Source organism: Shinella sp. NM-101, assembly GCF_021401195.1.
GTDB lineage: Bacteria > Pseudomonadota > Alphaproteobacteria > Rhizobiales > Rhizobiaceae > Shinella.
Genome location: NZ_JACBFT010000008.1, coordinates 241,491 through 260,861 on the forward strand (window position 1 = coordinate 241,491; position 19,371 = coordinate 260,861).

Annotated in this window: 18 protein-coding genes and 1 pseudogene; 2 read left to right on the forward strand and 17 right to left on the reverse strand. The window is 65.1% G+C overall.

The window, feature by feature from the left end:
• Positions 1-13: 13 nt before the first annotated feature.
• The gene (locus L0976_RS16945; protein ID WP_234188424.1) at positions 14-1,111 is read left to right on the forward strand and encodes an AraC family transcriptional regulator; all 1,098 of its coding nucleotides are present in this window, start codon (positions 14-16) and stop codon (positions 1,109-1,111) included.
• 49 nt (positions 1,112-1,160) lie between these two features.
• On the opposite strand, the gene L0976_RS16950 is transcribed toward L0976_RS16945, so the two are convergent.
• Genes L0976_RS16950 through L0976_RS16980 form a run of 7 tightly spaced genes read right to left on the reverse strand, consistent with a single transcriptional unit; the run spans position 1,161 to position 6,926 of the window.
• Entirely contained in the window at positions 1,161-1,454 is a 294-nt protein-coding gene (locus tag L0976_RS16950) for a hypothetical protein (protein ID WP_234188426.1), read from the reverse strand.
• Positions 1,455-1,482: 28 nt separating this feature from the next.
• Complete coding sequence (locus L0976_RS16955; RefSeq protein WP_234188427.1) at positions 1,483-2,514, reverse strand: C45 family peptidase; 1,032 nt, start codon at positions 2,512-2,514, stop codon at positions 1,483-1,485.
• Positions 2,504-3,232: a glutamine ABC transporter ATP-binding protein GlnQ gene (gene glnQ / locus L0976_RS16960; RefSeq protein WP_234188428.1), complete on the reverse strand. Its 729-nt coding sequence runs from the start codon at positions 3,230-3,232 to the stop codon at positions 2,504-2,506. Before glnQ ends, L0976_RS16955 begins: the two co-directional genes overlap by 11 nt.
• The gene (glnP, locus tag L0976_RS16965) at positions 3,229-3,885 is read right to left on the reverse strand and encodes a glutamine ABC transporter permease GlnP (protein WP_203316513.1); all 657 of its coding nucleotides are present in this window, start codon (positions 3,883-3,885) and stop codon (positions 3,229-3,231) included. The genes glnQ and glnP overlap by 4 nt, the downstream gene beginning before the upstream one ends.
• A gap of 60 nt (positions 3,886-3,945) precedes the next feature.
• Positions 3,946-4,686, reverse strand: a complete 741-nt coding sequence (gene glnH / locus L0976_RS16970) for a glutamine ABC transporter substrate-binding protein GlnH (RefSeq protein ID WP_234188429.1) — start codon at positions 4,684-4,686, stop codon at positions 3,946-3,948.
• 21 nt (positions 4,687-4,707) lie between these two features.
• A complete protein-coding gene (locus tag L0976_RS16975) occupies positions 4,708-6,045 on the reverse strand; it encodes an aspartate aminotransferase family protein (protein WP_234188430.1) in 1,338 nt (445 codons plus the stop codon).
• The gene (locus tag L0976_RS16980) at positions 6,042-6,926 is read right to left on the reverse strand and encodes a MurR/RpiR family transcriptional regulator (RefSeq protein WP_234188455.1); all 885 of its coding nucleotides are present in this window, start codon (positions 6,924-6,926) and stop codon (positions 6,042-6,044) included. The genes L0976_RS16975 and L0976_RS16980 overlap by 4 nt, the downstream gene beginning before the upstream one ends.
• A 93-nt stretch (positions 6,927-7,019) precedes the next feature.
• On the opposite strand from L0976_RS16980, the gene L0976_RS16985 reads away from it, so the two are divergent.
• Entirely contained in the window at positions 7,020-7,856 is an 837-nt protein-coding gene (locus L0976_RS16985) for a 3-keto-5-aminohexanoate cleavage protein (protein WP_234188431.1), read from the forward strand.
• A 297-nt stretch (positions 7,857-8,153) separates the two neighbouring features.
• Here the strand turns inward: L0976_RS16985 and L0976_RS16990 are convergent, their stop codons facing one another.
• From L0976_RS16990 to L0976_RS17035, 10 genes and pseudogenes are all read right to left on the reverse strand, one after another.
• Positions 8,154-8,900, reverse strand: coding sequence for a siderophore-interacting protein (locus L0976_RS16990; RefSeq protein ID WP_234188433.1), 747 nt, complete (start codon positions 8,898-8,900; stop codon positions 8,154-8,156).
• Positions 8,901-8,910: 10 nt separating this feature from the next.
• Positions 8,911-9,573 (reverse strand): O-methyltransferase, encoded by a 663-nt coding sequence (locus L0976_RS16995; RefSeq protein WP_203316516.1) that lies wholly within the window; start codon positions 9,571-9,573, stop codon positions 8,911-8,913.
• 12 nt (positions 9,574-9,585) lie between these two features.
• The gene (locus L0976_RS17000; RefSeq protein WP_234188435.1) at positions 9,586-10,338 is read right to left on the reverse strand and encodes a heme ABC transporter ATP-binding protein; all 753 of its coding nucleotides are present in this window, start codon (positions 10,336-10,338) and stop codon (positions 9,586-9,588) included.
• Complete coding sequence (locus tag L0976_RS17005; RefSeq protein WP_234188437.1) at positions 10,335-11,396, reverse strand: iron ABC transporter permease; 1,062 nt, start codon at positions 11,394-11,396, stop codon at positions 10,335-10,337. The genes L0976_RS17000 and L0976_RS17005 overlap by 4 nt, the downstream gene beginning before the upstream one ends.
• Positions 11,393-12,322: an ABC transporter substrate-binding protein gene (locus L0976_RS17010; RefSeq protein WP_234188438.1), complete on the reverse strand. Its 930-nt coding sequence runs from the start codon at positions 12,320-12,322 to the stop codon at positions 11,393-11,395. Before L0976_RS17010 ends, L0976_RS17005 begins: the two co-directional genes overlap by 4 nt.
• 17 nt (positions 12,323-12,339) lie before the next feature.
• Positions 12,340-14,736 (reverse strand): TonB-dependent receptor domain-containing protein, encoded by a 2,397-nt coding sequence (locus L0976_RS17015; RefSeq protein WP_234188440.1) that lies wholly within the window; start codon positions 14,734-14,736, stop codon positions 12,340-12,342.
• A gap of 145 nt (positions 14,737-14,881) precedes the next feature.
• Positions 14,882-15,859, reverse strand: coding sequence for a FecR domain-containing protein (locus L0976_RS17020; protein ID WP_234188441.1), 978 nt, complete (start codon positions 15,857-15,859; stop codon positions 14,882-14,884).
• A 105-nt stretch (positions 15,860-15,964) separates the two neighbouring features.
• A complete protein-coding gene (locus L0976_RS17025) occupies positions 15,965-16,456 on the reverse strand; it encodes an RNA polymerase sigma factor (RefSeq protein WP_234188443.1) in 492 nt (163 codons plus the stop codon).
• Between the two features lie 1,119 nt (positions 16,457-17,575).
• Complete coding sequence (locus L0976_RS17030) at positions 17,576-18,949, reverse strand: chloride channel protein (protein WP_203316522.1); 1,374 nt, start codon at positions 18,947-18,949, stop codon at positions 17,576-17,578.
• A gap of 194 nt (positions 18,950-19,143) precedes the next feature.
• Positions 19,144-19,371, reverse strand: a pseudogene (locus tag L0976_RS17035) (hypothetical protein); the annotation flags it as partial.

Below are 19,371 nucleotides of genomic sequence, written 5' to 3' on the forward strand. Positions count from 1 at the left end.
GGAAGGATCGGTCATGACGAACGTCAACCGCCAGTCCCGGGCCGTTTCCTACATTCGTGTCTCCGCGCTCACGCCGCTGATCGAGCGCCTGCAAAAACGCCGCCCCGTCGCCGGTCTTCTGCTATCCCGGCACGGAATTGCCGCCACGGAACTGAACGACCCCTACGCGATCGTACCGCTGCACCGTTTCGTCGCCTTTCTCGAGGATGCGGCCGAAACCCTCGGCGAACCCTGTCTCGGCGGGAAGTTCGGCGCCGAGTTCAAACCGGCCGACATCGGCCCCATGGGCATGCTGTTCTCGCTTGCGCCGACGATCCGCGACGGCTTCGACCGGATTTCGCGCTACGTGAATTCCCTGCAGAACGCGACCATTTCCGGCCTCACGGAAGAAGGCGACCGCCTCGTCTGGAGTTATCGCATCGCCGACAAGACCATCTGGCCGCGACGTCAGGATGCCGAATATTCGGTGGTGGCGAGTTGCGAATTGGTGCGGTCCTGTTTCAATTCGCGTTGGAGGCCGGCCGAAGTGCATTTCGAGCACGATGTTCCCGAAAATGCCGGCGAACTGGCCAAGCTGATCCACGCCCCGATCCGTTTCTCCCAGTCAAGCAACCGCATCGTGATGGATCTCAATGAAGCCGAGAGGATCTATCGCAGCGAGGACAAGCAGCTTTCGATGATGCTGGAGCGCCATGTGGCCGACCTTATGGGGCAGACCGGAGGCGAAAGCAGCTTTGCCGCCCAAGTGAAGACGCTGATCGAGCTCTATATCGGCCGCCGCGCGATCACCGTCGGTTTCCTGGCCGACGAGCTCGGAATATCGTCACGCACCCTCCAGCGGCGTCTCGAAAAGGAAGGCCTGACGATCAGCGATCTCACGCGAACCCATCGCCAGGAACTGGCGGCAACAATGCTGTCGGCGGGCAATGCGAGGATGGCGGATGTGGCGCAGGCGCTCGGCTATGCCGACGGGGCAGCCTTCTGCCGCGCGTTCAAGGTGTGGAAAGGGCATGCGCCCAGCAAGCACACCGCGGCGATAACCAAGCAAGGACAGCAACGTCATGCCGTGATCTGGCGACGCTCGGTTCCAAGTGTTGCATCTGAAGCGTAAGCCCTGCAACATCCCGAACCGGCGACCGGTTCTCATCCCGCGAACGACGCTACAAGACCGGCCCAACGATGGCGAGGGCATTGTTCCACAAGCGCCGCCAAATGTTCCAGGCCTCGACCTCCTCCGGCAGAATCCGCCGGCATCGCGCGAGAAAAGTCTCCTGCAGCTTTTTCGTGAGCTCGAAGATACCGTTGCGTTTTCCCCGCCTCCGTTCAGATCCACGCGCGTAGAATAGGGTAGTGAGATTTCTGCGGAAGACGAAAGGATGCTGTTGCTGGAGACCGAGAAGGGGCGATTGCGCGCTGAAGGGCGTTTGACCGAGATTGATGATCATGCTCGTCATGGCTGCCTTCACGACGAGCGGCATCGGCCTAACCAGGCGTCAGGGCGCCATTCATCGTAAAGCGCGGCATTTCACCGGCCCGATCGTAGACGTGCCACTCGACGGAATTGGCACCGACGTGGAAGACGGCGGTGGCGAGTGTGTTTTCGTGGTCCGGGTCGTCGGGCTGGACGCGATAGATCGGCAGCGGCGCGACAGCCTTGTCCCAGAGCACGTCGAGCGGGTCCGGTGGATTCCCGACCATGAGCGTATCGCCGCGCTCCTGACGCGAACCGGACGAACCGGTGATCACCTGTCGCTCTCCAGCCATGTCCGGGTGAACCAGATGGTTGGCATGGCATTGCGGGCGGTCGATGGAAACGACCGAGCAATTCGTGTGGGTGAATTCGATGCCGAGCAGGCGCGGATCGCCCTTCCATGCGAGCGTCATGTGGAACGCGCCGGCGCGTTCGGCGGTCTTCAGCAGGTGAACGGCGTCATCAAGCGTGCGGCAATCGAAAAGAGCGCGGCCGAGGACCATTCGCGGCAGGCCGATGCCGACGCCGCGTGAGCGGATGTTGTTGACGGCCTGGACGAGGCCTGCCTCGGTCGCGGCGAAGGTGTGGCCCGGGATCGATGCCGGATAGATGAAGCTGGTGAAGGCGATGCCGCCTTCGGGGCGGACATGGGCGAGCGCGCAATGACCCCGGAAACCCGGATCGCCGTCCTCGTTGTGCGCCAGAACGGGCTCCGGTCCCGGAAGCTGCACCGTCGTGCAGCCATCCGGCGCGAAGGCCCAGACGTCGCCGCGGCAGTTCCAGAGGAAGACCTCGTCGAAGGGAAGAGCGAGGCCGGCGGCGAGGCCTTGTAGTTCCCCCCAATAGGCGGGAAAGCGCTCCTCGACCAGCCGACGCATGGCCGCGATGCGCAGATCGCCGCGGAAGGTCATGACGGAGGCCCAGGCATGGCCTTTGACGAGATGGGCATGGGCGATATCACGGCCGAAGCGGCCGAGCTGGAGGCCGATGTCGTGCGGCGTGCCGGCGATCTCGATGAATCCCAGCCTGCTATCAGTGGACATGCTGCAAGAACTCCCGCAGGCGTGGATTTTCCGGATTGGCCAGCAAGGCGGCGGGGTTGCCGTCGACCGAGATCTTGCCATCCTCCATGAAGATCAGCCGCGTGCCGACCTGTCGCGCGAAGGCCATTTCATGCGTGACGACGATCATCGTCATGCCTTCCTCGGCGAGCGCCTGCATGACGCGCAGCACCTCGTGGCGCAGTTCCGGGTCGAGCGCGGAGGTCGGCTCGTCGAACAGCATCAGCTTCGGCTTGACGGCGAGCGCCCTTGCGATCGCCACGCGCTGCTGCTGGCCGCCGGAAAGCTCCGAAGGGTAGTGGTGTCCGCGCTCGGCGAGCCCCACCTTGGCGAGCAGCGCCTTCGCCTGCTCCAGCGCCTCGGCCCGGCTCACACCGCGTACGCGGCGGGGCCCGAAGGCGACGTTTTCCAGCGCCGTCATCTGCGGGAACAGATTGAACTGCTGGAAGACCATGCCGGCCTCCTGGCGGATCATGCGCACCTGCGAGCGGCCGGCCTTGACGCTGATATCGTCGACGACGAGATCGCCGCCGTTGATCTCCTCCAGCGCGTTGATGCAGCGCAGAAGCGTGGACTTGCCCGAACCGGACGGGCCGATCAGCACGACGACCTCGCCCTTGTCGATATTGAGGTCCACCTCGCGCAGAACCACGACGGAGCCGAAGGTCTTGGTGACGTTGCGAAATTCCACGATGCTCATAGGATCCGCATCCTCTTTTCGGTGACGCGCAGGATCAGCGTCAGGGTTCCGGTCATCAGCAGGTAGAGGATCGCCACCGCGCTCCAGATTTCGACGGCGCGGAAATTGGCGGCCATGATCTCCTGGCCCTGGCGCGTGAGTTCGCCGACGCCGATGACGATGAACAGCGAGGTATCCTTGAGGCTGACGATGAACTGGTTGCCGAGCGGCGGGATCATGCGCCGGAAGGCGACCGGGCCGATGATATAGACCAGCACCTTCCACAGCGGCAGGCCGAGCGCCAGCCCCGCCTCCTTCAGACCCTTGTGGACGGAGAGGAACGAGCCGCGCACGATCTCGGCGATATAGGCGCCGGCATTGACGACGATCGCGGTGACGGCGGCGGTCATCGGGTTGACGCGGATATCGGCCAGCACCGGCAGCGCGAAATAGATGAACATCACCTGCACGACGATGGGCGTGCCGCGGATCAGCTCGATATAGAGGAAGGCGATGGCGTTGAGCACGGCATTGCCATAGGCGCGCATCAGGCCCGCGACAAAGCCGACGATCAGGCCGCCGACGAGGCCGGCGATGGTGATGAGGATGGTGAGGCGTGCGCCGCTCAAGAGCGCGGGCATGGCCTCGCCGATGACGGACCAGTCGAATTCCATGGTATCGCTCCCCGGCGTGAGGAGGACGCACCGGATGAACCGGCGCGCCCGGCTAAGGCGTCAGAGCTTCGGTTCGGTGCCGAACCACTTCTTGTAGATTTCGGTGTAGCGGCCGTCCTTCTTCATGTTGGCGAGCGCCGCGTTGACCTTGGAGACCAGCGCGCTGCCCTTGGGGAAGCCGATGCCGTATTGATGGGCCATCATCTGCTCTCCAACGGCCTTCACCTTGCCGCCGCCGGCAGTCTTCACGTAGTAGAGGACGTTCGGCGTGTCGTGCATGGCGGCATCGACGCGGCCGGTCTGGAGCTCCAGATAGGCGTTGTCGATGTTCGGGAACTGGCGCAGTTCCGTGTCCTTGAAGTGCTCCTTGGCATAGTCCGTCGCGGACGTGCCGGTCTTCGTGGCGAGAATCTTGTCCTTGAGGTCGTCAGCGCCCTTGATGGTGCTGTCGGCCGGAACCATCAGCAGGAAGCCGCTATCGTAATAGCCGTCGGAGAAATCGATGGCCTTCTTGCGCTCGTCCTTGATGGTGATGCCGGCGAGCGCCACATCGACCTGCTTGGTCTGGAGCGCCGGGATGATGCCGTTGAAGTCCATCGGCTGGAGTGTGTAGGTGACGCCGATCTCCTTGGCGATGGCATCCCACATGTCGATGTCGAAGCCGACATACTTCTCGCCTTCCTTGAACTCGAAGGGCACGAAGGCCGTATCGGTGGCGACCACCAGGTCTTCGGCGCTGGCAGCCGGTGCGAAGGCGATCGCGGTGGCGAAGGCGGCAAACAGAATTGAACGCAGTTTCATGGTAGTTCCCCTTTGCTTGGTTTATGCGTGTGGAAGAGCGCTCACGGCGGCATCGATCGCATCGCCCAGCCGCTCGACGATGCGGCCGATATCGCTGCGGTCGACGATGAAGGGCGGGGCGACGAGGACGTGGTCGCCGATCCGCCCGTCGATGGTGCCGCCCATCGGATAGATCATAAGGCCGCGCGCCATCGCTTCCTTCTTGATCAGGCCGTTGAGCTTGAATCTGGGATCGAAGGGCTGCTTGCTGGCCCGGTCGGCGACCAGCTCGACGCCGCGGAACAGGCCGCGGCCGCGGATGTCGCCGACGTGATGATGGTTGCCGAGACGGTCGGTGAGCTGGCGCTCCAGTTCGTCGCCCATGGCCACGACATTGGCGAGCAGGTTCTCTCGGCGGATAACCTGCTGTACCGCTAGGCCGGCGGCGGCAGCCATGGGGTGACCCATATAGGTGTGACCATGCTGGAAGAAGCCGGAGCCCTTTGCGAAGGCGTCGAAGATCCTGTCCGACAGCAGCACCGCGCCGACCGGCTGGTAGCCGCCGCCGAGGCCCTTGGCGATGGTCATCAAATCGGGCGCGACGCCGTCCTGTTCGCAGGCATGCAGCGTGCCGGTGCGGCCCATGCCGCACATGACCTCGTCGAGGATGAGCAGGACGCCGTAGCGGTCGCAAATGGCGCGGATGCGCTTGAGGTAATCGGCGACCGGCGGCACCGCGCCGGAGGTTGCGCCGACAACGGTCTCGGCAACGAAGGCGATGACCTGGTCCGCGCCGAGCTCGAGGATCTTGTCTTCCAGCTGCTGGGCGGCGCGGGCGGCGTAGGCCTCGTCGCTCTCGCCGGTCTCCTGGAGGCGATAGGCGTAGCAGGGATCGATATGATGGGTCTCGATGAGCAGCGGCTTGAACTGCGCGCGGCGCCACTCGTTGCCGCCCGCCGCCAGCGCCCCGAGCGTATTGCCATGATAGCTCTGCCGGCGTGCGATGATGTGGCGGCGCTGGGGCTCGCCCTTCTCCACGAAATATTGCCGCGCCATCTTGAGCGCTGCCTCGACGGCCTCGGACCCGCCGCTGATCAGATAGACGTGGCCGAGCCCTTCCGGCGCGCCCTCGACCAGGAGATCGGCGAGGTCCTCGGCGATCTGCGAGGTGAAGAAGCCGGTATGGGCATAGGCGAGACGGTCGAGTTGCTCGTGGAGAGCGGCGAGCACCGCCGGATGGGCATGGCCGAGGCAGGAGACGGCGGCGCCGCCGGACGCATCGATATAGGCCCTGCCCTCGGCGTCGAAGAGTTCGATGCCCCTGCCACCGACGGCGACCGGCATGCGGGAATGGATGGCGCGATGCAGAAGGTGGGTCACGGACGCTTCATCCTCGTCTTGAGATGGGTGTTGAGGGCGGCGGACTGGCGGTCGACGCTCGCGAGTGCGGCACTTGCGGTATCGCCCGCCTGCCCCGCGACCAGCGCGCCGAGCACTTCAGCCACGACGAAGGCCGGCGACATTGTGTGCAGGAAGGACGGGCTTCCCGTCGGCACCATGACTGTGCAGGCGGCAAGCTGGGCGAGCGGAGCGACGGGACTGTCGGTCACGGCGATCAGCGGCACGCCCGCCTCGCCGGCGAAATCGGCGATCTCGATCGTCTGGCGCGTATAGGGCTGCACGCTGACGGCGACCATCACGTCCGCGTCCGTCGCGCTGTTGAGCGCATCCGCACCGATGCCGCCGACGGCATCGAGCATGATCGAGTGCTTGCCCGCGAGCGACAGGATGTAATGCAGGTGCCAGGCCGGCGAATGGCTGGAGCGCAGGCCGAGGCAGTAGATGCGCCGCGCCGCGCTCAGCCGCTGCGCGGCGTCGACCAGCGTGTCGAGCGCGGCGGGCTGCGCGAGCTGGCCGACCTGCGCGGCGATGCCGCCCAGCATGTCGGCCGCCAGGGCATGGTCGCCCTTCAGCTTCTGGTTTTTCGCCTGCGCGCCGACCCGGCCGGCAAAGCCTGTCACCTCGCCGCGCATCGCGTCGGCATATTGCTGGCGGATATCCTCATAACCGGCAAGGCCGAGATGCTTGGCAAGGCGCGTCATGGTGGCGGGCTGGACGCCGGCCTGCCGCGCCTGCTCGCGCATGGACAGAAGCGCCACGTCGCGGGGCTGGTTCAGCACATAGCGCGCAGCCGCCTGGAGTTGCTCCGACATGGCGTCGAAGGCCTGGACAATCTGGTCTGCGAGCGGGCCGGTGTGCATAGGCATGGGGATATACCTTTCCATAAAGGATTGCAACATGTGTTTCATTGATGCTATTTAATGATCCATATGAATCATTATCGGGATCGGCGGATGACAGCCCTACATAGCCCGCATCAGGTTGCGATTGCAGTGGCACCGAACGGCGGGCGCCGGACGAAAGCCGACCACCCGGCCTTTCCTCTAACGCCGGCGGAACTCGCGAGAACCGCGGCGGAATGCCTCGAAGCGGGCGCCGCGATGATCCATGTCCACGTACGCCGCCCCGACAGCCGCCACCTCCTGGATGCCGACGCCTACCTCGAAACGATCGAGGCCATTCGTGCGGAAGTCGGCGAGCGGATGGTGATCCAGATCACCACGGAAGCCTTGGGGATCTACACCGCGGCCGAACAGATCGCCGTGCTCAAGGCCGTGCGCCCGGAGGCCGCCTCCCTGGCGCTGCGCGAGCTTGCGCCCGACGAAGCCGCCGAGCCTGCCTTCGCCGAAGCGCTCAACTGGATGAAGCGGGAACGCGTTGCCCCGCAGATCATTCTCTACGAGCCAGCCGAAGCCGTGCGGCTGGCCGCGATGATCCGGCGCGGCGTGGTGCCATGGCCGGATATCCCCGTGCTCTATGTGCTCGGCCGCTACACCGTCAGCCAGACCTCAGCGCCCGCCGATCTGCTGCCTTTTCTTGCCCCGGAAGCCCCGCGATTTGCCGATTGGAGCGTCTGCGCCTTCGGCAGGAACGAGGCGGCCTGCGTTACAGCTGCGGCTCTGCTCGGCGGGCATGTCCGCGTCGGGTTCGAGAACAATCTCCAGACGCCCGACGGCGCCCTCGCGCCCTCGAACGCCGCTCTGGTCGCATCCGCCGCCACGCCGCTTCGCCAGCTTGGATACCAGCTATGCGATGCAGCGGCGCTTCGGACCGGCTACCTCGGAGGGTGAGGGCAATACCGGATTGACCGCAGAGAAGCACGCCCCTCGCTGAGAGAGATGCTTGATGCGCGCTCAGGCAGGTTCGATCTGCAATGACAGGGCGCTGATACCCTGGCAATGGCTGTTGGTGATACTTCTGGCTCCTATTGTCGAAGGCGGTTTTTCTAACCGCCAATACATCGACCACTGCCCGATTTATCGTGCCGTCCTTAATGGATCCTTCGGACGCAACAATCGTTCGATCGGGATATCATCTCATTCATGGCTCGCCTGCGCCATGCCGTAACCAATATTTCAAGCGCACGATCAGTCATCAACGTGGTCGTGGCCGCCGATGCGCCCCGGTCGCCAATATCCTTCGGACGCGATCTGGCCGCGCTCAAAGCCGCGGGCGATGAGGTGGTGGCGCTGGGCTCGGACATTGCTCGTCTCGCCGACGACATAGGCCTGCCCCCGTCCCGGCGGGAAGGCGAGTTGCGCCAGGCGGTCCAGGATCGCGGTACCCGTTCCGGGCTTCGCCGCGCCGCGATGCAGCCATTCGACCGAAAGGTCCGCCTGTGTTTCGCACGGCAATTCGTCCTCCCCCCCGCCGACATCGAGAAGCGCGATCGCGCGGACACCGGTCGGAAGGGTTTCCAGCATGTGCAGGACGGCCGGCAGGCCGGTCTCGTCGGCGAGGAAGAGGTGCCAATCGGCCGCCGGATCGACCACGGTGCGCCCGCGCGGGCCGCGTGCTTTGATCGATGCGCCAGGACGCACGGTCCGCGCCCAACTCGGTGACGGCGTGTCGCCGTGAAGGACGAAATCGATGGAAAGTTCCGCCCTCTTCCTGTCCAGCGCGCGGATCGTGTAGTCGCGCCGCCCCGTTCCGCCCTCGGGCAGCGGCATCTGCAGGCAGAACGCCTGCCCCGGACGGTAGTCCATCTGCGCAAGGCCCGGCGCGGTCAGCACGACGCGGCGCATGCGGGGCGCGATGTCGGCCGCCGACAGAACCGTGAGATCCCATTCGGGAAGGTCGCGCTTCGGGCGGCGGGGTTCGTTCTCTGTGGTCATGATCAAAATCTCAGCCGAGGAATAGGGAATGGCTCATCAAGCCCTTATGGAAGCCGATGAGCGCGGTGACGTAGCGCTGCCGCTCCGCGCCGACATGGTGCAGGAAGCCGCCCTCCTCCTCCGTCAGCATGTCGGCATTGTCGGCGATGACCAGCGCGCCGGGCTTCAGCCTGTCCTCCAGCATCGAGAGCATCGGCAGGTATAGCTCCTTCGCGCCGTCGAGGAACAGGAGATCGATGGGCCCTTCGATATCGGAAAGCGTCTCGCGCGCATCACCGCCGCGGATCGTCGCCACGCCGGCAAGGCCGGCATCGGCGAGGTTGCGGCCGGCCTTCTCCACCTTCTCCGGATGGAACTCCGAGCCGGTCACGGTGCCGGCGTTGTCGCAAGCGGCGGCGGCGAGATAAATCGTCGATATGCCGAAGGAGCTGCCGAATTCTACGATGGTCCTGGCCCCGCTCGCGCGTGCCGCGCCGTAGAGGAAGCTGCCCTGACGGGGGCCGATGGAGAGATAGGATGTGCGGTGGATCTCCGAGGTGCGGAAGTCGCGGGCGGAGACCGGCGGCGCGCCGGCCTCGGCGGAGGCCATCCGTTCCTCCCGCTGGCGGCGCGCGGCCGCGTGCTCCCGCGCAAGCGTGGCGGCGACATCGGCGCGGTAAAGGGTGCATGTCATGGCGAACTCCTTCTATGTCGTCAGAACGACGGGACAGCCGCGAACGGGATGCTCGAGGATCCGGACGCTCTGGCGGTAAACGGTTTCAATGCGTTCCTGTTGCAGCACCTCCCAGGGCGGGCCGTTTCCGGCAATGCGCCCGTCGCTCAGCAGCACAATCCGGTCTGCGAAGGCGGCCGCCAGGTTGAGGTCGTGCAGCACGGCGACGACCGTCGCCCCTTCCCGCGCCATGGCCTTCGCCGCGGCCAGCACCCGCTCCTGGTGGCGCAGGTCGAGCGCCGCCGTCGGCTCGTCGAGGAGCACGATGGGCGTCGCCTGTGCGACGACGCGGGCAAAAGTGGTGCGGGCCTGCTCGCCGCCGGAAAGCGTCTGGGCGTTGCGGAAGGCCATGTGCTCGACTTCGGAGGTTCTCAGCGCCCCGAGCACCGCCGCCTCGTCCTCGTCGGGCGGCAGGTCGCGGAAGGCGCGGCCCATCGCCACCACTTCCTCCACCATATAACCGAAGCGGATGACCGAGCCCTGCGGGTAGACCGAGCGAATCTGCGCCAGTTCATGCACGCTGTAGCGGCCGATCTCCCGGCCCTTCAGCAGGATTTTCCCGGCGTCCGCCTTTCGATCGCCGGCGACGACCGACAGCAGCGTGGATTTTCCCGCCCCGTTCGGTCCGACGAGCGCGGTGAGCGTGCCTGGCGCGCAGGACATGGTGACCGCGTGGAGAAGGTCGCGGCCCTCGATGGAGACGGTGACGTCGCGAAGCTCGATCATGAGGCGGATATTCCGAAGCGGCGGCTGCGATAGATCATCCAGAGGAAGAACGGCCCGCCGAGCGAGCCCATGATGACGCCGATGGGGATTTCGGACGGCGGGTCGAGCGTGCGCGCCGCAAGGTCGGCCAGCATGACGAGGAGCGCGCCGCCGGCAGCCGAAAACGGGATCAGCAGCCGATGCGCCGGGCCGATCATCAGCCGGAATAGATGCGGGATGACGAGGCCGACGAAGCCGATGGTGCCGTTGAAGGAGACTGCGGCGGCAACCAGCAGCGCCGTGACGAAGATCAGCTTGCGGCGCAGGCGCTTCACGTCGACGCCGAGATGGCGCGCCTGCCGCTCGCCGAGCGCCAGCAGGTCGAGCTGCCGCGACCAGCGATAGAGCAGGACAATGCCGACGACGGTCGGCGGCGCGCTGATGCCGACCGTCACCCATTTGGCACTGGAGAGCGAGCCCATCGACCAGAAGGTGAGGCTCTGCAATTGCTCCGCCGTGGCGAGATAGGTCAGGTAGCCGGCAAAGGCGCCGCCGATGGCGTTGACGGCGATGCCGACCAGCAGCAGCTTGGAATTGTCGCCGCCGGTCTTGCCCGGCCGCGCGAGCGCATAGATGACGAAGGTCGTCGCCGTGCCGGCGAGGAAGGCGCCGACCGGCAGGGTCCAGAGCCCGAAGGTGGAGATCTGCAGCACGACGACGACGATGGCGCCGAGCGAGGCGCCGCTGGAGACGCCGATGATGCCGGGATCGGCGAGCGGATTGCCGAAAAGGCCCTGCATGGCCGCGCCGCAGGTCGCAAGGCTCGCCCCGATGATGACGGCGGTGAGCACCCGCGCGAGGCGCAGGTCCCACACCACGGTCTCGGCGAGGACCGCCTCCGGATCGGCGGCGCTTGCGGAGAAGCGCCCGGCGATGGCACGCAGCACGGCGTCCAGCGACAGCGACACGGCCCCGATCGCCACCGAGGCGAAGAAGGCGGCCACGAGGACCGCGCCGAGCACCGCGGCGATCGCCCCCGTATGCGACGGCGGGCGCTTGAGCTTGAGTGGCCCCGTCACGGGAACATCTCGTGCAGCGCCTGCGACAGGGCCTTCGTTGCGATGCCGCTGGAAGCCGCATCGGCGCGCACGTGCAGGTCGCGCATGACGACGAGGTTTTTTTCGCGGCCGGCGGGCGTCAGGCTGAGGCCGGGATAGGCGTCCCAGATACCCTCCAGGTTGCCGAAGGCGGGAAGCTCCTTCTCCGAGATCAGCACGACGTCGGGCTTCATCAGGATCATGCCTTCCGGTGTCACCGGCCGGTAGCGGTCGCGGCCGATCTCGGCGGCGGCGTTGAGCGCGCCGACGCGCAGGATCAGGTTGTGCACCGCCGTCTCCGCCCCGCCGGCGGTGAAGTTCGTACCGGCGCCCTGCTTGGAAATGTGGACGATCCGGAGCGGCCGGCCGTCGCGCAGCACCGGGCTCGCCTCAGCGTAATCCGCTTCGATGGCGGCGGTCAGCGCCTCGCCCCGCTCCGCCAGACCGAGATGGCCGGCGAGCCGGCGCACCTTCTCCACAGCCGGGATCGTCCGGTCGATGAGATCGGTCTCGACGCCCACGGCCGCAAGCCCGTCGAGAAGCCGCCGGTTGGTGACACTCGATCCGATCACCAGCTTCGGCCGAAGCGCCAGCACGCCCTCGACGCCCGCCCATTCGCGCACCTGGTGCCTCGTGCCCTCGATGCCCGGCAGTTCGATATCGGCGGGCCGCGCCAGGATGCGGTCGGCTGCGCCGAGCGCGACCGCGATCTCGACCAGATCCGCGCCGAGAAGCACGAGGCCGGGGTCGGCCTGCGCATGCGTACCGGTGGGTTCGGCCACACCGGCGAGCGCCGGATAAGGCGCAGCATTCGAAACGTCGATCGCCCCTGCCATAGCCGTCGTGATCATCGGTCCCGCCGCCATGAGGCTGGCGAAGCACAGAAGCATCGTTCTTATCATAGCCATCCCAATCCGCCGTCCGCTCAGAAAGTACCGCGCATGCCGACCCATAACCGCCGTCCGTCCTCGACATACTGGTAACCGGACGCCCTGCCGGGATCGTAATTGGTCTGGTCGGTGATGTTGTAGACGGCCGCGTTCAGCGCCATCGATTCGTTGATCTGCCAGGACAGCCCGGCATCGAAGGTCAGCAGATGGCCGACGCTTTTCTCCATCGGGTTGCTGCCCCCGCCCCAGTTGACGCCCTGATTGTCTTCGCTGCGGTAGCTTGCGCGCAGATAGGTGTTGAGGTTCTCGCGCGCCTGCCAGTCCAGCCGGGCCGTCGCCACATGGCGTGGCGTGGAGACGGGGGCAAGACCGTCGGCCTGGCCGAGCGGGAAACCGTAGATGCTGATGCCGGACGTATGCATCTTCGAGTTCGTATAGGTGTAGCTGCCGCTCAGCGTCAGTTCCTCGGTCATGGTCCAGCGCGCGGCCAGTTCCACACCCTGGATCACCGCCTTCGGGACGTTGAAGTAGACGCTCATCGGTCGCCCGTCCGGCCCGACCCAGCAGCCGCCGCTCGAAGGCTGTCCGGCCGGCGCGGAAAGGCAGCGCGAGCCCGTATTGGCGATCTTGTCGTTATAGTCCGTGTGGAAATAGGTGATGTTGGCCGAGAAGTTGTCGAGATTGTCGTAGTAGGCGCCGATCTCCTTGTTGAGGCTGGTTTCCGGCTGAAGATCCGGATTGCCCCAGGTCGTCGCGCCACCCCGCTGACCGTTCCCGATATAGGGAACGTACTGCTGCATGGTGGGTGCGACGAAGCCAGTGGCCACGCCTCCCTTGATCGCCCAGTTCTCCGTCGTCTGCCAGTTCGCGTAGAGCCGCGGGGAGACATGGCCGCCGAAGATCGAGTTGTCGTCGTAGCGCGCGCCGCCCGTCAGCGCGAAGCTGTCGGTCAGTTTCCATTCGTCCTCGACGAACAAAGCCCACTGGCCGACCTTCGCCACGAGTTGCCCCGTTGCGGGCGTCCCGTCCGGCAGGGGCGGCAGCTGGCCGTTCCGCATCCCGCCGATGTCGAGGGTCTGCCGGCGCCACTGGCCGCCGAAGCTGAGCATGTGGCTGTCGCCGAGCGGCGTCACATAGCTGCCGTCGATCGTGTGGTTGGTGACATCAGGCATCCAGCTATCGGCCGCGCCCGCGGTGAAGGCATCGCGGGAGCCATGGTCGTAGATATAGGAGAACTGCGAGGTACCCGGCCCCCAGCGCCCGGTATGGGCGAACGTATAGCTTTCCCTCAGATAGTCGCGGTAGACATCCGACGTGCCCGTGGCGCTCTCGCCAGGCGTCTCCCAGTATTGCTGCCGACTGCGGTGCGCCTCGAGCATGATGTCATGGTTCGGCGTCGGCGTGTACCAGAGGCGGGCGGTGCCGTTGAGATTGTCGGTCTTGTTGAAGCCGCCGCGAATGCTGTCCTCGCCGCGCCCGGTCTTGTATCCCCAGAGCTGGAGGCCAAGGGTATCCTGCACGATGGGGCCGGTCAGGTAGAAGTCGCCCTGCCCCGCATTGCCGGATCGCGAATGGCCCTGGATCGTCATGTCCGCTCCGACCGATCCCGACCAGCGATCCGCCACCTTCTTGGTGATGATGTTGATGACGCCGCCCATGGCGTCCGATCCATAGCGCGACGACATCGGGCCGCGCACGACCTCGATCCGTTCCACCGCGCCGATCGGCGGAATCCAGTTGTCCTCCACGGCGTTGCCGCCTTTGGGGTTCAGCTCTCGCGTGCTGTTCTGGCGCCGTCCGTCGACCATGATGAGCGTGCCCGCTGCAGGCATGCCGCGGATCGAGATATCGCCCTTGTCGCCGCCGATCATCGTCACGCCCTCGACATGGCGCACCGCGTCCATCAGCGACCTGTAGGGCCGGAGCTCCAGTTCCTCGGCGGGAATGACGGTGATGCTCGCCGGCGCTTCGATCACCGACTGGGAGAAGCCGCCGGCGGTGACGGTGATGGTGTCAAGCACGGTCGCGCTAGGATCGGACCCGCCCTCCTCCACGGCGACGGCGGAGTGGAGGATCGTCACCGTATTGGCGTTGGTGAAGCTGTATCGCAGGCCGGAGACAGAGAGAAGACGCGCCAGCGCCTGCTCCGCGCTCATCGTGCCTTGCACGGCCGGCGCCGTCGCGCCCGAGGCGACGGCAGTCTCATAGGCGATCTGCACACCGGTCTGCTCGGCGAGCGCACGCAGCGAACGGTTGAGGGACTGGGCCGGAATGTCGAAGCGGTGGGCGCGCGCGGTCTGCGCGGCGGCCTGCATCGGGTGCAGGACCATCGGTAGCGCACCGAGCCACAGCGCGGCACCCGTCATAAGCGTGGTGAGCAGCCGGCGATCTCCTCGGCGAAAACCCTTCTGTCGCGCATTCACGTCGTTCATAGAACCCTCTCTCTGCAAATGACCCATGCGGTCCCAGATCGAAGGGAGCAGTCGCTTCCACCTTGCCCCTTCACCCCATTGACGCGCGAAGGAAGGCTTTGCCTAAAGACGGAAAGTGAACTTTTTTACGAAGGTTTTCCGGCGATCAGGAAATGACGATCAGCACGCCCGGAACGCGACGCGTCGTGAACCCTTGCGTCTTCGCCAGTGCCTGAACGGCCCCGAACGCCTCGTCGGCGGAAAAAATGCCGCTCACCGGCACGGCTCTGTCGATGCCGGGGGCCATGACGATCCGCTCCGGCACATAGCGGCCGAGCTCGGCAACCGCGCCCGCAAAGGGACGTCCCTCGAAGATCACCCGGCCAGTGCGCCACGCGAGCTCCGCGTCCGTATCGACCTCCGTCACCGCGCTCGGACGGCTGTTGGCAGCGTAATGCGTCTGCTGCGCGGCTTCGACTTCGACGCGTTCCATCTGCCCCGGGCCGCCGGATACACGGACGAGGCCTTCCGTCACCGTGACGGTTGCCACGCCGTCCAGCACCTTGACCGCATAGGTCGTGCCGATCGCGTCGCTGTTGCCGCCGAGCGCGGAGACGCGGAACAGAGCCGACTTATCCGCGCGCACCCGGAATTCCACCTCCCCCTTGAAGAGCTCAACCAGCCGGAGTTGCGGGGTGAAATCAACCGCGATGGCGCTGTCGGTGTTGAGTATGGCCACGGAGCCGTCCGGCAGGGCGATCTCCGCCCGCTCACCGACAGAGGTCATGAAATCGGCATACCACCAATTGTGCAGGCGCGGCATGGCGACCGTCACGACCGCGGCTGTCGCCGCCGCGCCGCCACCGATCAGAAGCGCGCGCCTGCCGACAGCGCGCCGCCGTATTGACTGCGCGGCGCGGTAGGACGGCATAGCATCCGATTTTCCGTCGAGTGCCTGCAACTGCCGCCAGAACAGGCGCTCCCGTTCGAAAGCGCGGCTATGTTCCGGGGAACAGTCGCGCCAGGTCTTGAACCGCTGAAGATCCGTCTCGCTGACATGACCGGATGTGAGGCGCACGATCCAGTCGCGCGCATCCAGAGCAATCCGGTGATCCGTTTGTGAGCCGTTCTCTCGTTCGTCCATTCAGGCATTGCAATATAGGTTGGCGACATAGCGTCCGGATTCGGGCGCCTCTATCCTATAGACGCCCGACGGCATCCCTTGCCTAGATAGGCTTGCGAAAAAAGTTCAGCCGGCGAGATCATCACGCAGCACGGCCAACCGCTCAAGCGCGCGCCGGATATGGTAGTAGACCGCCTCGTCGCTGACGCCAAGCATCTCGGCTATCCGGCGATGCGGGATGCCCTCGATGCGGTTCATCAGGAAGATGCGCCGCGTCTTCTCCGGCAGCTCGTCGAGGGCGGCTCGCACCGCCTCCAGGCTTTCCCGCCCGATCAGGGCGCGCTCCGGCGTAACCGCGTTGTCACCGTCGCACAGGAGATCGGCGACCTCGCTGTCGATCCCGGCGCGTCGGCGCTCCTTACGCATATGGTCCGAAACGAGATTGTTGGCAACGCGGGTGATGTAGCCCACCGGATTGTCGATCACCTGTTCCGGCCGGGCATTCTCCAGCCTGATCCAGACGTCCTGCATGATATCCTCGGCCGTCGCACGGTTACCTGTCCGCGCCTGCGCCACGGCCTCCAGCCGCGGCCGGACCTTCGTAAAGGTCGCAATCAATTTTCCAATCTTCAATCTGCTCACGCCAGCCCACGACCGCAAAGACAACATACGACCCCGCGACGAAACTTAGGACGACCCAAAGCCCGCAGAAGTCGTTGCATTGGCAATAACATAGCAGCCACTACTATGGCCACAAAAACCTTCATAAAATTGTCATGTTTAATGGTTGATTTCATTGACGGCCGAAAAGCCGTGCAACTTACTCAATCTCCACTGGCGGTTCGACTTCCATCTTGTTTTTCCGCAATGCGTTGCCGTTTGAAAACAAGCAAGAATCCGGCCGCCCGCCGCCATCCTTGGCCGCACGCTCCTGACTGAGGAGAGGCCTGTTCCCGCTGACACATTCCATGCGATCGTGCTCTGCGAACGAGCACCCTCGTCATCTGACTTCCACGCCGCTGAAGGCATGTAGCCAAACTCCAACACTGGACAGCACGAGAGGTGCCGCCATCGGCGCGACGCGTTTATTCGCCAATGCCAGGAGGCCCGATATGACGAAGCCTACCCGATGACGAGTATGTTCGAACCATCCGGCGGCGTGAGGATGAAGTCAGCGCCAGCCACCACCGCTGTCGCTGTTGCGCCGGCGTGGCACGTCGTCGATGTTCGATATGTCACGCCGTCGTAACCGCGTGCTCCTACTTGCCGTCGATGTCGAAGTCGCCGCTGCACGTCCGCTTTCCCGTCGTGTAGGTTGCAGACCAAACAGACGGCTCAGGCCACATTTCGGTCGGCGCGATGATTGGACATGATGGCTCATCTGAAGTCGCAAACGGAAATTGGCGATGTAAGCCGGCCCGGACTGAGAATTAGCAAGCCTGGAGTTGGAGGGCTGCGGCCCTCAAGCAGGCCGGACTGGCCTTCGACCGGGCTCAGGCCGCGCTTGTGATGGATGCGGACAGGGAGCGGCTATCCGGATTTGCACAGGAGAATTCCGCGTCCGCTCAAACGTCACGGTCGCCGCTGCCACAACGTAGCGAGTGATAGAATTGTATCGATATGTCACTCCAAATGCGGGTAGCCGATCCTGTACGGTGGCGATGTCGAACAAGATGCGGCTGAACGGCCGGTCAACGATCTTTGGAAGTCGGCCCGGATCTTCCCTTGGTTTGCTGTTCAGACATCTCGGCCGAACGGCGTCTCTGTCTCGCCGGAACCCTTTCCCGCTGCCCGCCGCGCCCGGATGGCGGCCGCGATGAAAACGCGCGAAAGTCCGTGGTAGAGCGGTTCGCGCGAGAGGATGCGAGACGTCAAGTAGCCGAGCATCGAGACGGCCATGATGGGGATGACGGCCTCGTGATCGCCTGTCATTTCAAGGATGATGACGAAAGCGGTCATCGGCGCTTGCACGACGCCGGCAAAGTATCCCGCCATGCCGAGCACCGCCGAAAGGGCGATGCTGGTGCCGAGGAACGAGCCCAGCGTGCTGCCGAGCCCGGCGCCGACGGAGAGGGACGGCGCAAAGATGCCGCCCGGTATGCCCGACAGCATGGAGAGGAAGCCAGCAGCGAATTTCTCTAAGAAGAACAGCAGCGGCAGCGCTTCGCCCTGCACGGCGCTTTTGGCCTCTTCGTAACCAGTGCCGAAAGTCTTGCCGCCGGAAAGCACGCCGATGACGGCGATGGCAAGGCCGCAGCAGAGCGCCAGCAGCACCATGCGCTTCATGGGCTCGGGCTGCGCCCAGCGTCGGATGCGCTGGCCGAAATGCAACGCCATGCCGCTGAAGGCCGCACCAAGCGCCCCTCCCCCGATGCCGCAGGCAAGAACCAGCCCCCAGCCGCGCATGTCGAGGGGCGCGACGGATGTTGAGCCGAAATATTGGTAGCTGCCGGAAAGACCGAGCGCAGCAAGGCCCGAGATGATGACGGCGGCGAGAACGATCCCGTTGGTGCGGGCCTCGTATGTCCGGCCCATCTCCTCGATGGCGAAAACGATGCCGGCGAGGGGCGTGTTGAAGGCGGCGGCGATACCGGCCGCCGAACCCGCGAGGATCAGGCCGCGCGCCTGCGCCATGCCGCCGAAGCGGGCGACGGCGAGCATGATCGACGCGCCGACCTGAACGGTCGGGCCTTCACGGCCTATGGAGGCGCCGCAGAAGAGGCCGAGCACCGTCAGCAGGATTTTGCCGAAGGCGATGCGCAGCGACAACAGCCTGCCACGATCCTCGTCGTCCTTGAGATGCCGCGCGGCGATCGCCTGCGGAATGCCGCTGCCTTGCGCATTCGGGAAGAAGCGGATGGCGAGATAGGCCGAGAGAGCAAAACCCGCCGGCGTCAGAAGCAACGGCAGCAGAAAGCTCCACTCCGCCGCCGCCGCCAGGCGGTTGAATCCGTGCTGCGCCAGGTCGGCGAGCTTGGCGAAGCCGACGCTGATCACGCCGGTCGCCAGCGCGCCACACCAGAAGACGAGCCGCGGGCGCCATAGGGAGAAGGAGCCCCAGAAAACGCGGGAGCGGCGCAACAGTTTGGACTTGCGATAGAAGGCGGGCATCGGCTGGCTTCTGTTGGACATGCTGCGGCAAGGATTGTGCGACCGCGGACGCCGCCAATCTATCAACCCAGTTTCGCCGATCTCCTTAACCCATACGCCGCTTTGCGAAAACTTGACTTTATCCCGTTGGAATAATCCATTTTGAAGTAAGCTCTGGCCCACTGAGAGGACCAGGTGACCTTGCCCCCCAAGTTTTATCCAGTTTTGGGTTCGCTCCAGCGGTTTTGGGTTGCTGTATTCGGGGCGGTAGCGGCGGGTTGCGGTGCGGAGCCATTCCGGCTGCGCAGCACCGCATCACGTCGCGGCTTGCCCGGCTGGATGTGGCTTAAGGCGATGCCCTGTTTCTCTGCCCATTCCATCAGCTTGCCGCTGACGTATTCAGGCCCGTTGTCGACCCGTATTGCCATCGGCTTACCACGCCA

Excerpts from the sequence above, each read along its gene's own strand:
- L0976_RS16945 (WP_234188424.1), top strand. The coding sequence starts at position 14 with ATGACGAACGTCAACCGCCAGTCCCGGGCCGTTTCCTACATTCGTGTC.
- L0976_RS16950 (WP_234188426.1), bottom strand. The coding sequence starts at position 1,454 with ATGACGAGCATGATCATCAATCTCGGTCAAACGCCCTTCAGCGCGCAA.
- L0976_RS16955 (WP_234188427.1), bottom strand. The coding sequence starts at position 2,514 with ATGTCCACTGATAGCAGGCTGGGATTCATCGAGATCGCCGGCACGCCG.
- glnQ (WP_234188428.1), bottom strand. The coding sequence starts at position 3,232 with ATGAGCATCGTGGAATTTCGCAACGTCACCAAGACCTTCGGCTCCGTC.
- glnP (WP_203316513.1), bottom strand. The coding sequence starts at position 3,885 with ATGGAATTCGACTGGTCCGTCATCGGCGAGGCCATGCCCGCGCTCTTG.
- glnH (WP_234188429.1), bottom strand. The coding sequence starts at position 4,686 with ATGAAACTGCGTTCAATTCTGTTTGCCGCCTTCGCCACCGCGATCGCC.
- L0976_RS16980 (WP_234188455.1), bottom strand. The coding sequence starts at position 6,926 with ATGCACACCGGCCCGCTCGCAGACCAGATTGTCCAGGCCTTCGACGCC.
- L0976_RS16985 (WP_234188431.1), top strand. The coding sequence starts at position 7,020 with ATGACAGCCCTACATAGCCCGCATCAGGTTGCGATTGCAGTGGCACCG.
- L0976_RS16990 (WP_234188433.1), bottom strand. The coding sequence starts at position 8,900 with ATGACCACAGAGAACGAACCCCGCCGCCCGAAGCGCGACCTTCCCGAA.
- L0976_RS16995 (WP_203316516.1), bottom strand. The coding sequence starts at position 9,573 with ATGACATGCACCCTTTACCGCGCCGATGTCGCCGCCACGCTTGCGCGG.
- L0976_RS17000 (WP_234188435.1), bottom strand. The coding sequence starts at position 10,338 with ATGATCGAGCTTCGCGACGTCACCGTCTCCATCGAGGGCCGCGACCTT.
- L0976_RS17010 (WP_234188438.1), bottom strand. The coding sequence starts at position 12,322 with ATGGCTATGATAAGAACGATGCTTCTGTGCTTCGCCAGCCTCATGGCG.
- L0976_RS17015 (WP_234188440.1), bottom strand. The coding sequence starts at position 14,736 with ATGAACGACGTGAATGCGCGACAGAAGGGTTTTCGCCGAGGAGATCGC.
- L0976_RS17020 (WP_234188441.1), bottom strand. The coding sequence starts at position 15,859 with ATGGACGAACGAGAGAACGGCTCACAAACGGATCACCGGATTGCTCTG.
- L0976_RS17030 (WP_203316522.1), bottom strand. The coding sequence starts at position 18,949 with ATGCCCGCCTTCTATCGCAAGTCCAAACTGTTGCGCCGCTCCCGCGTT.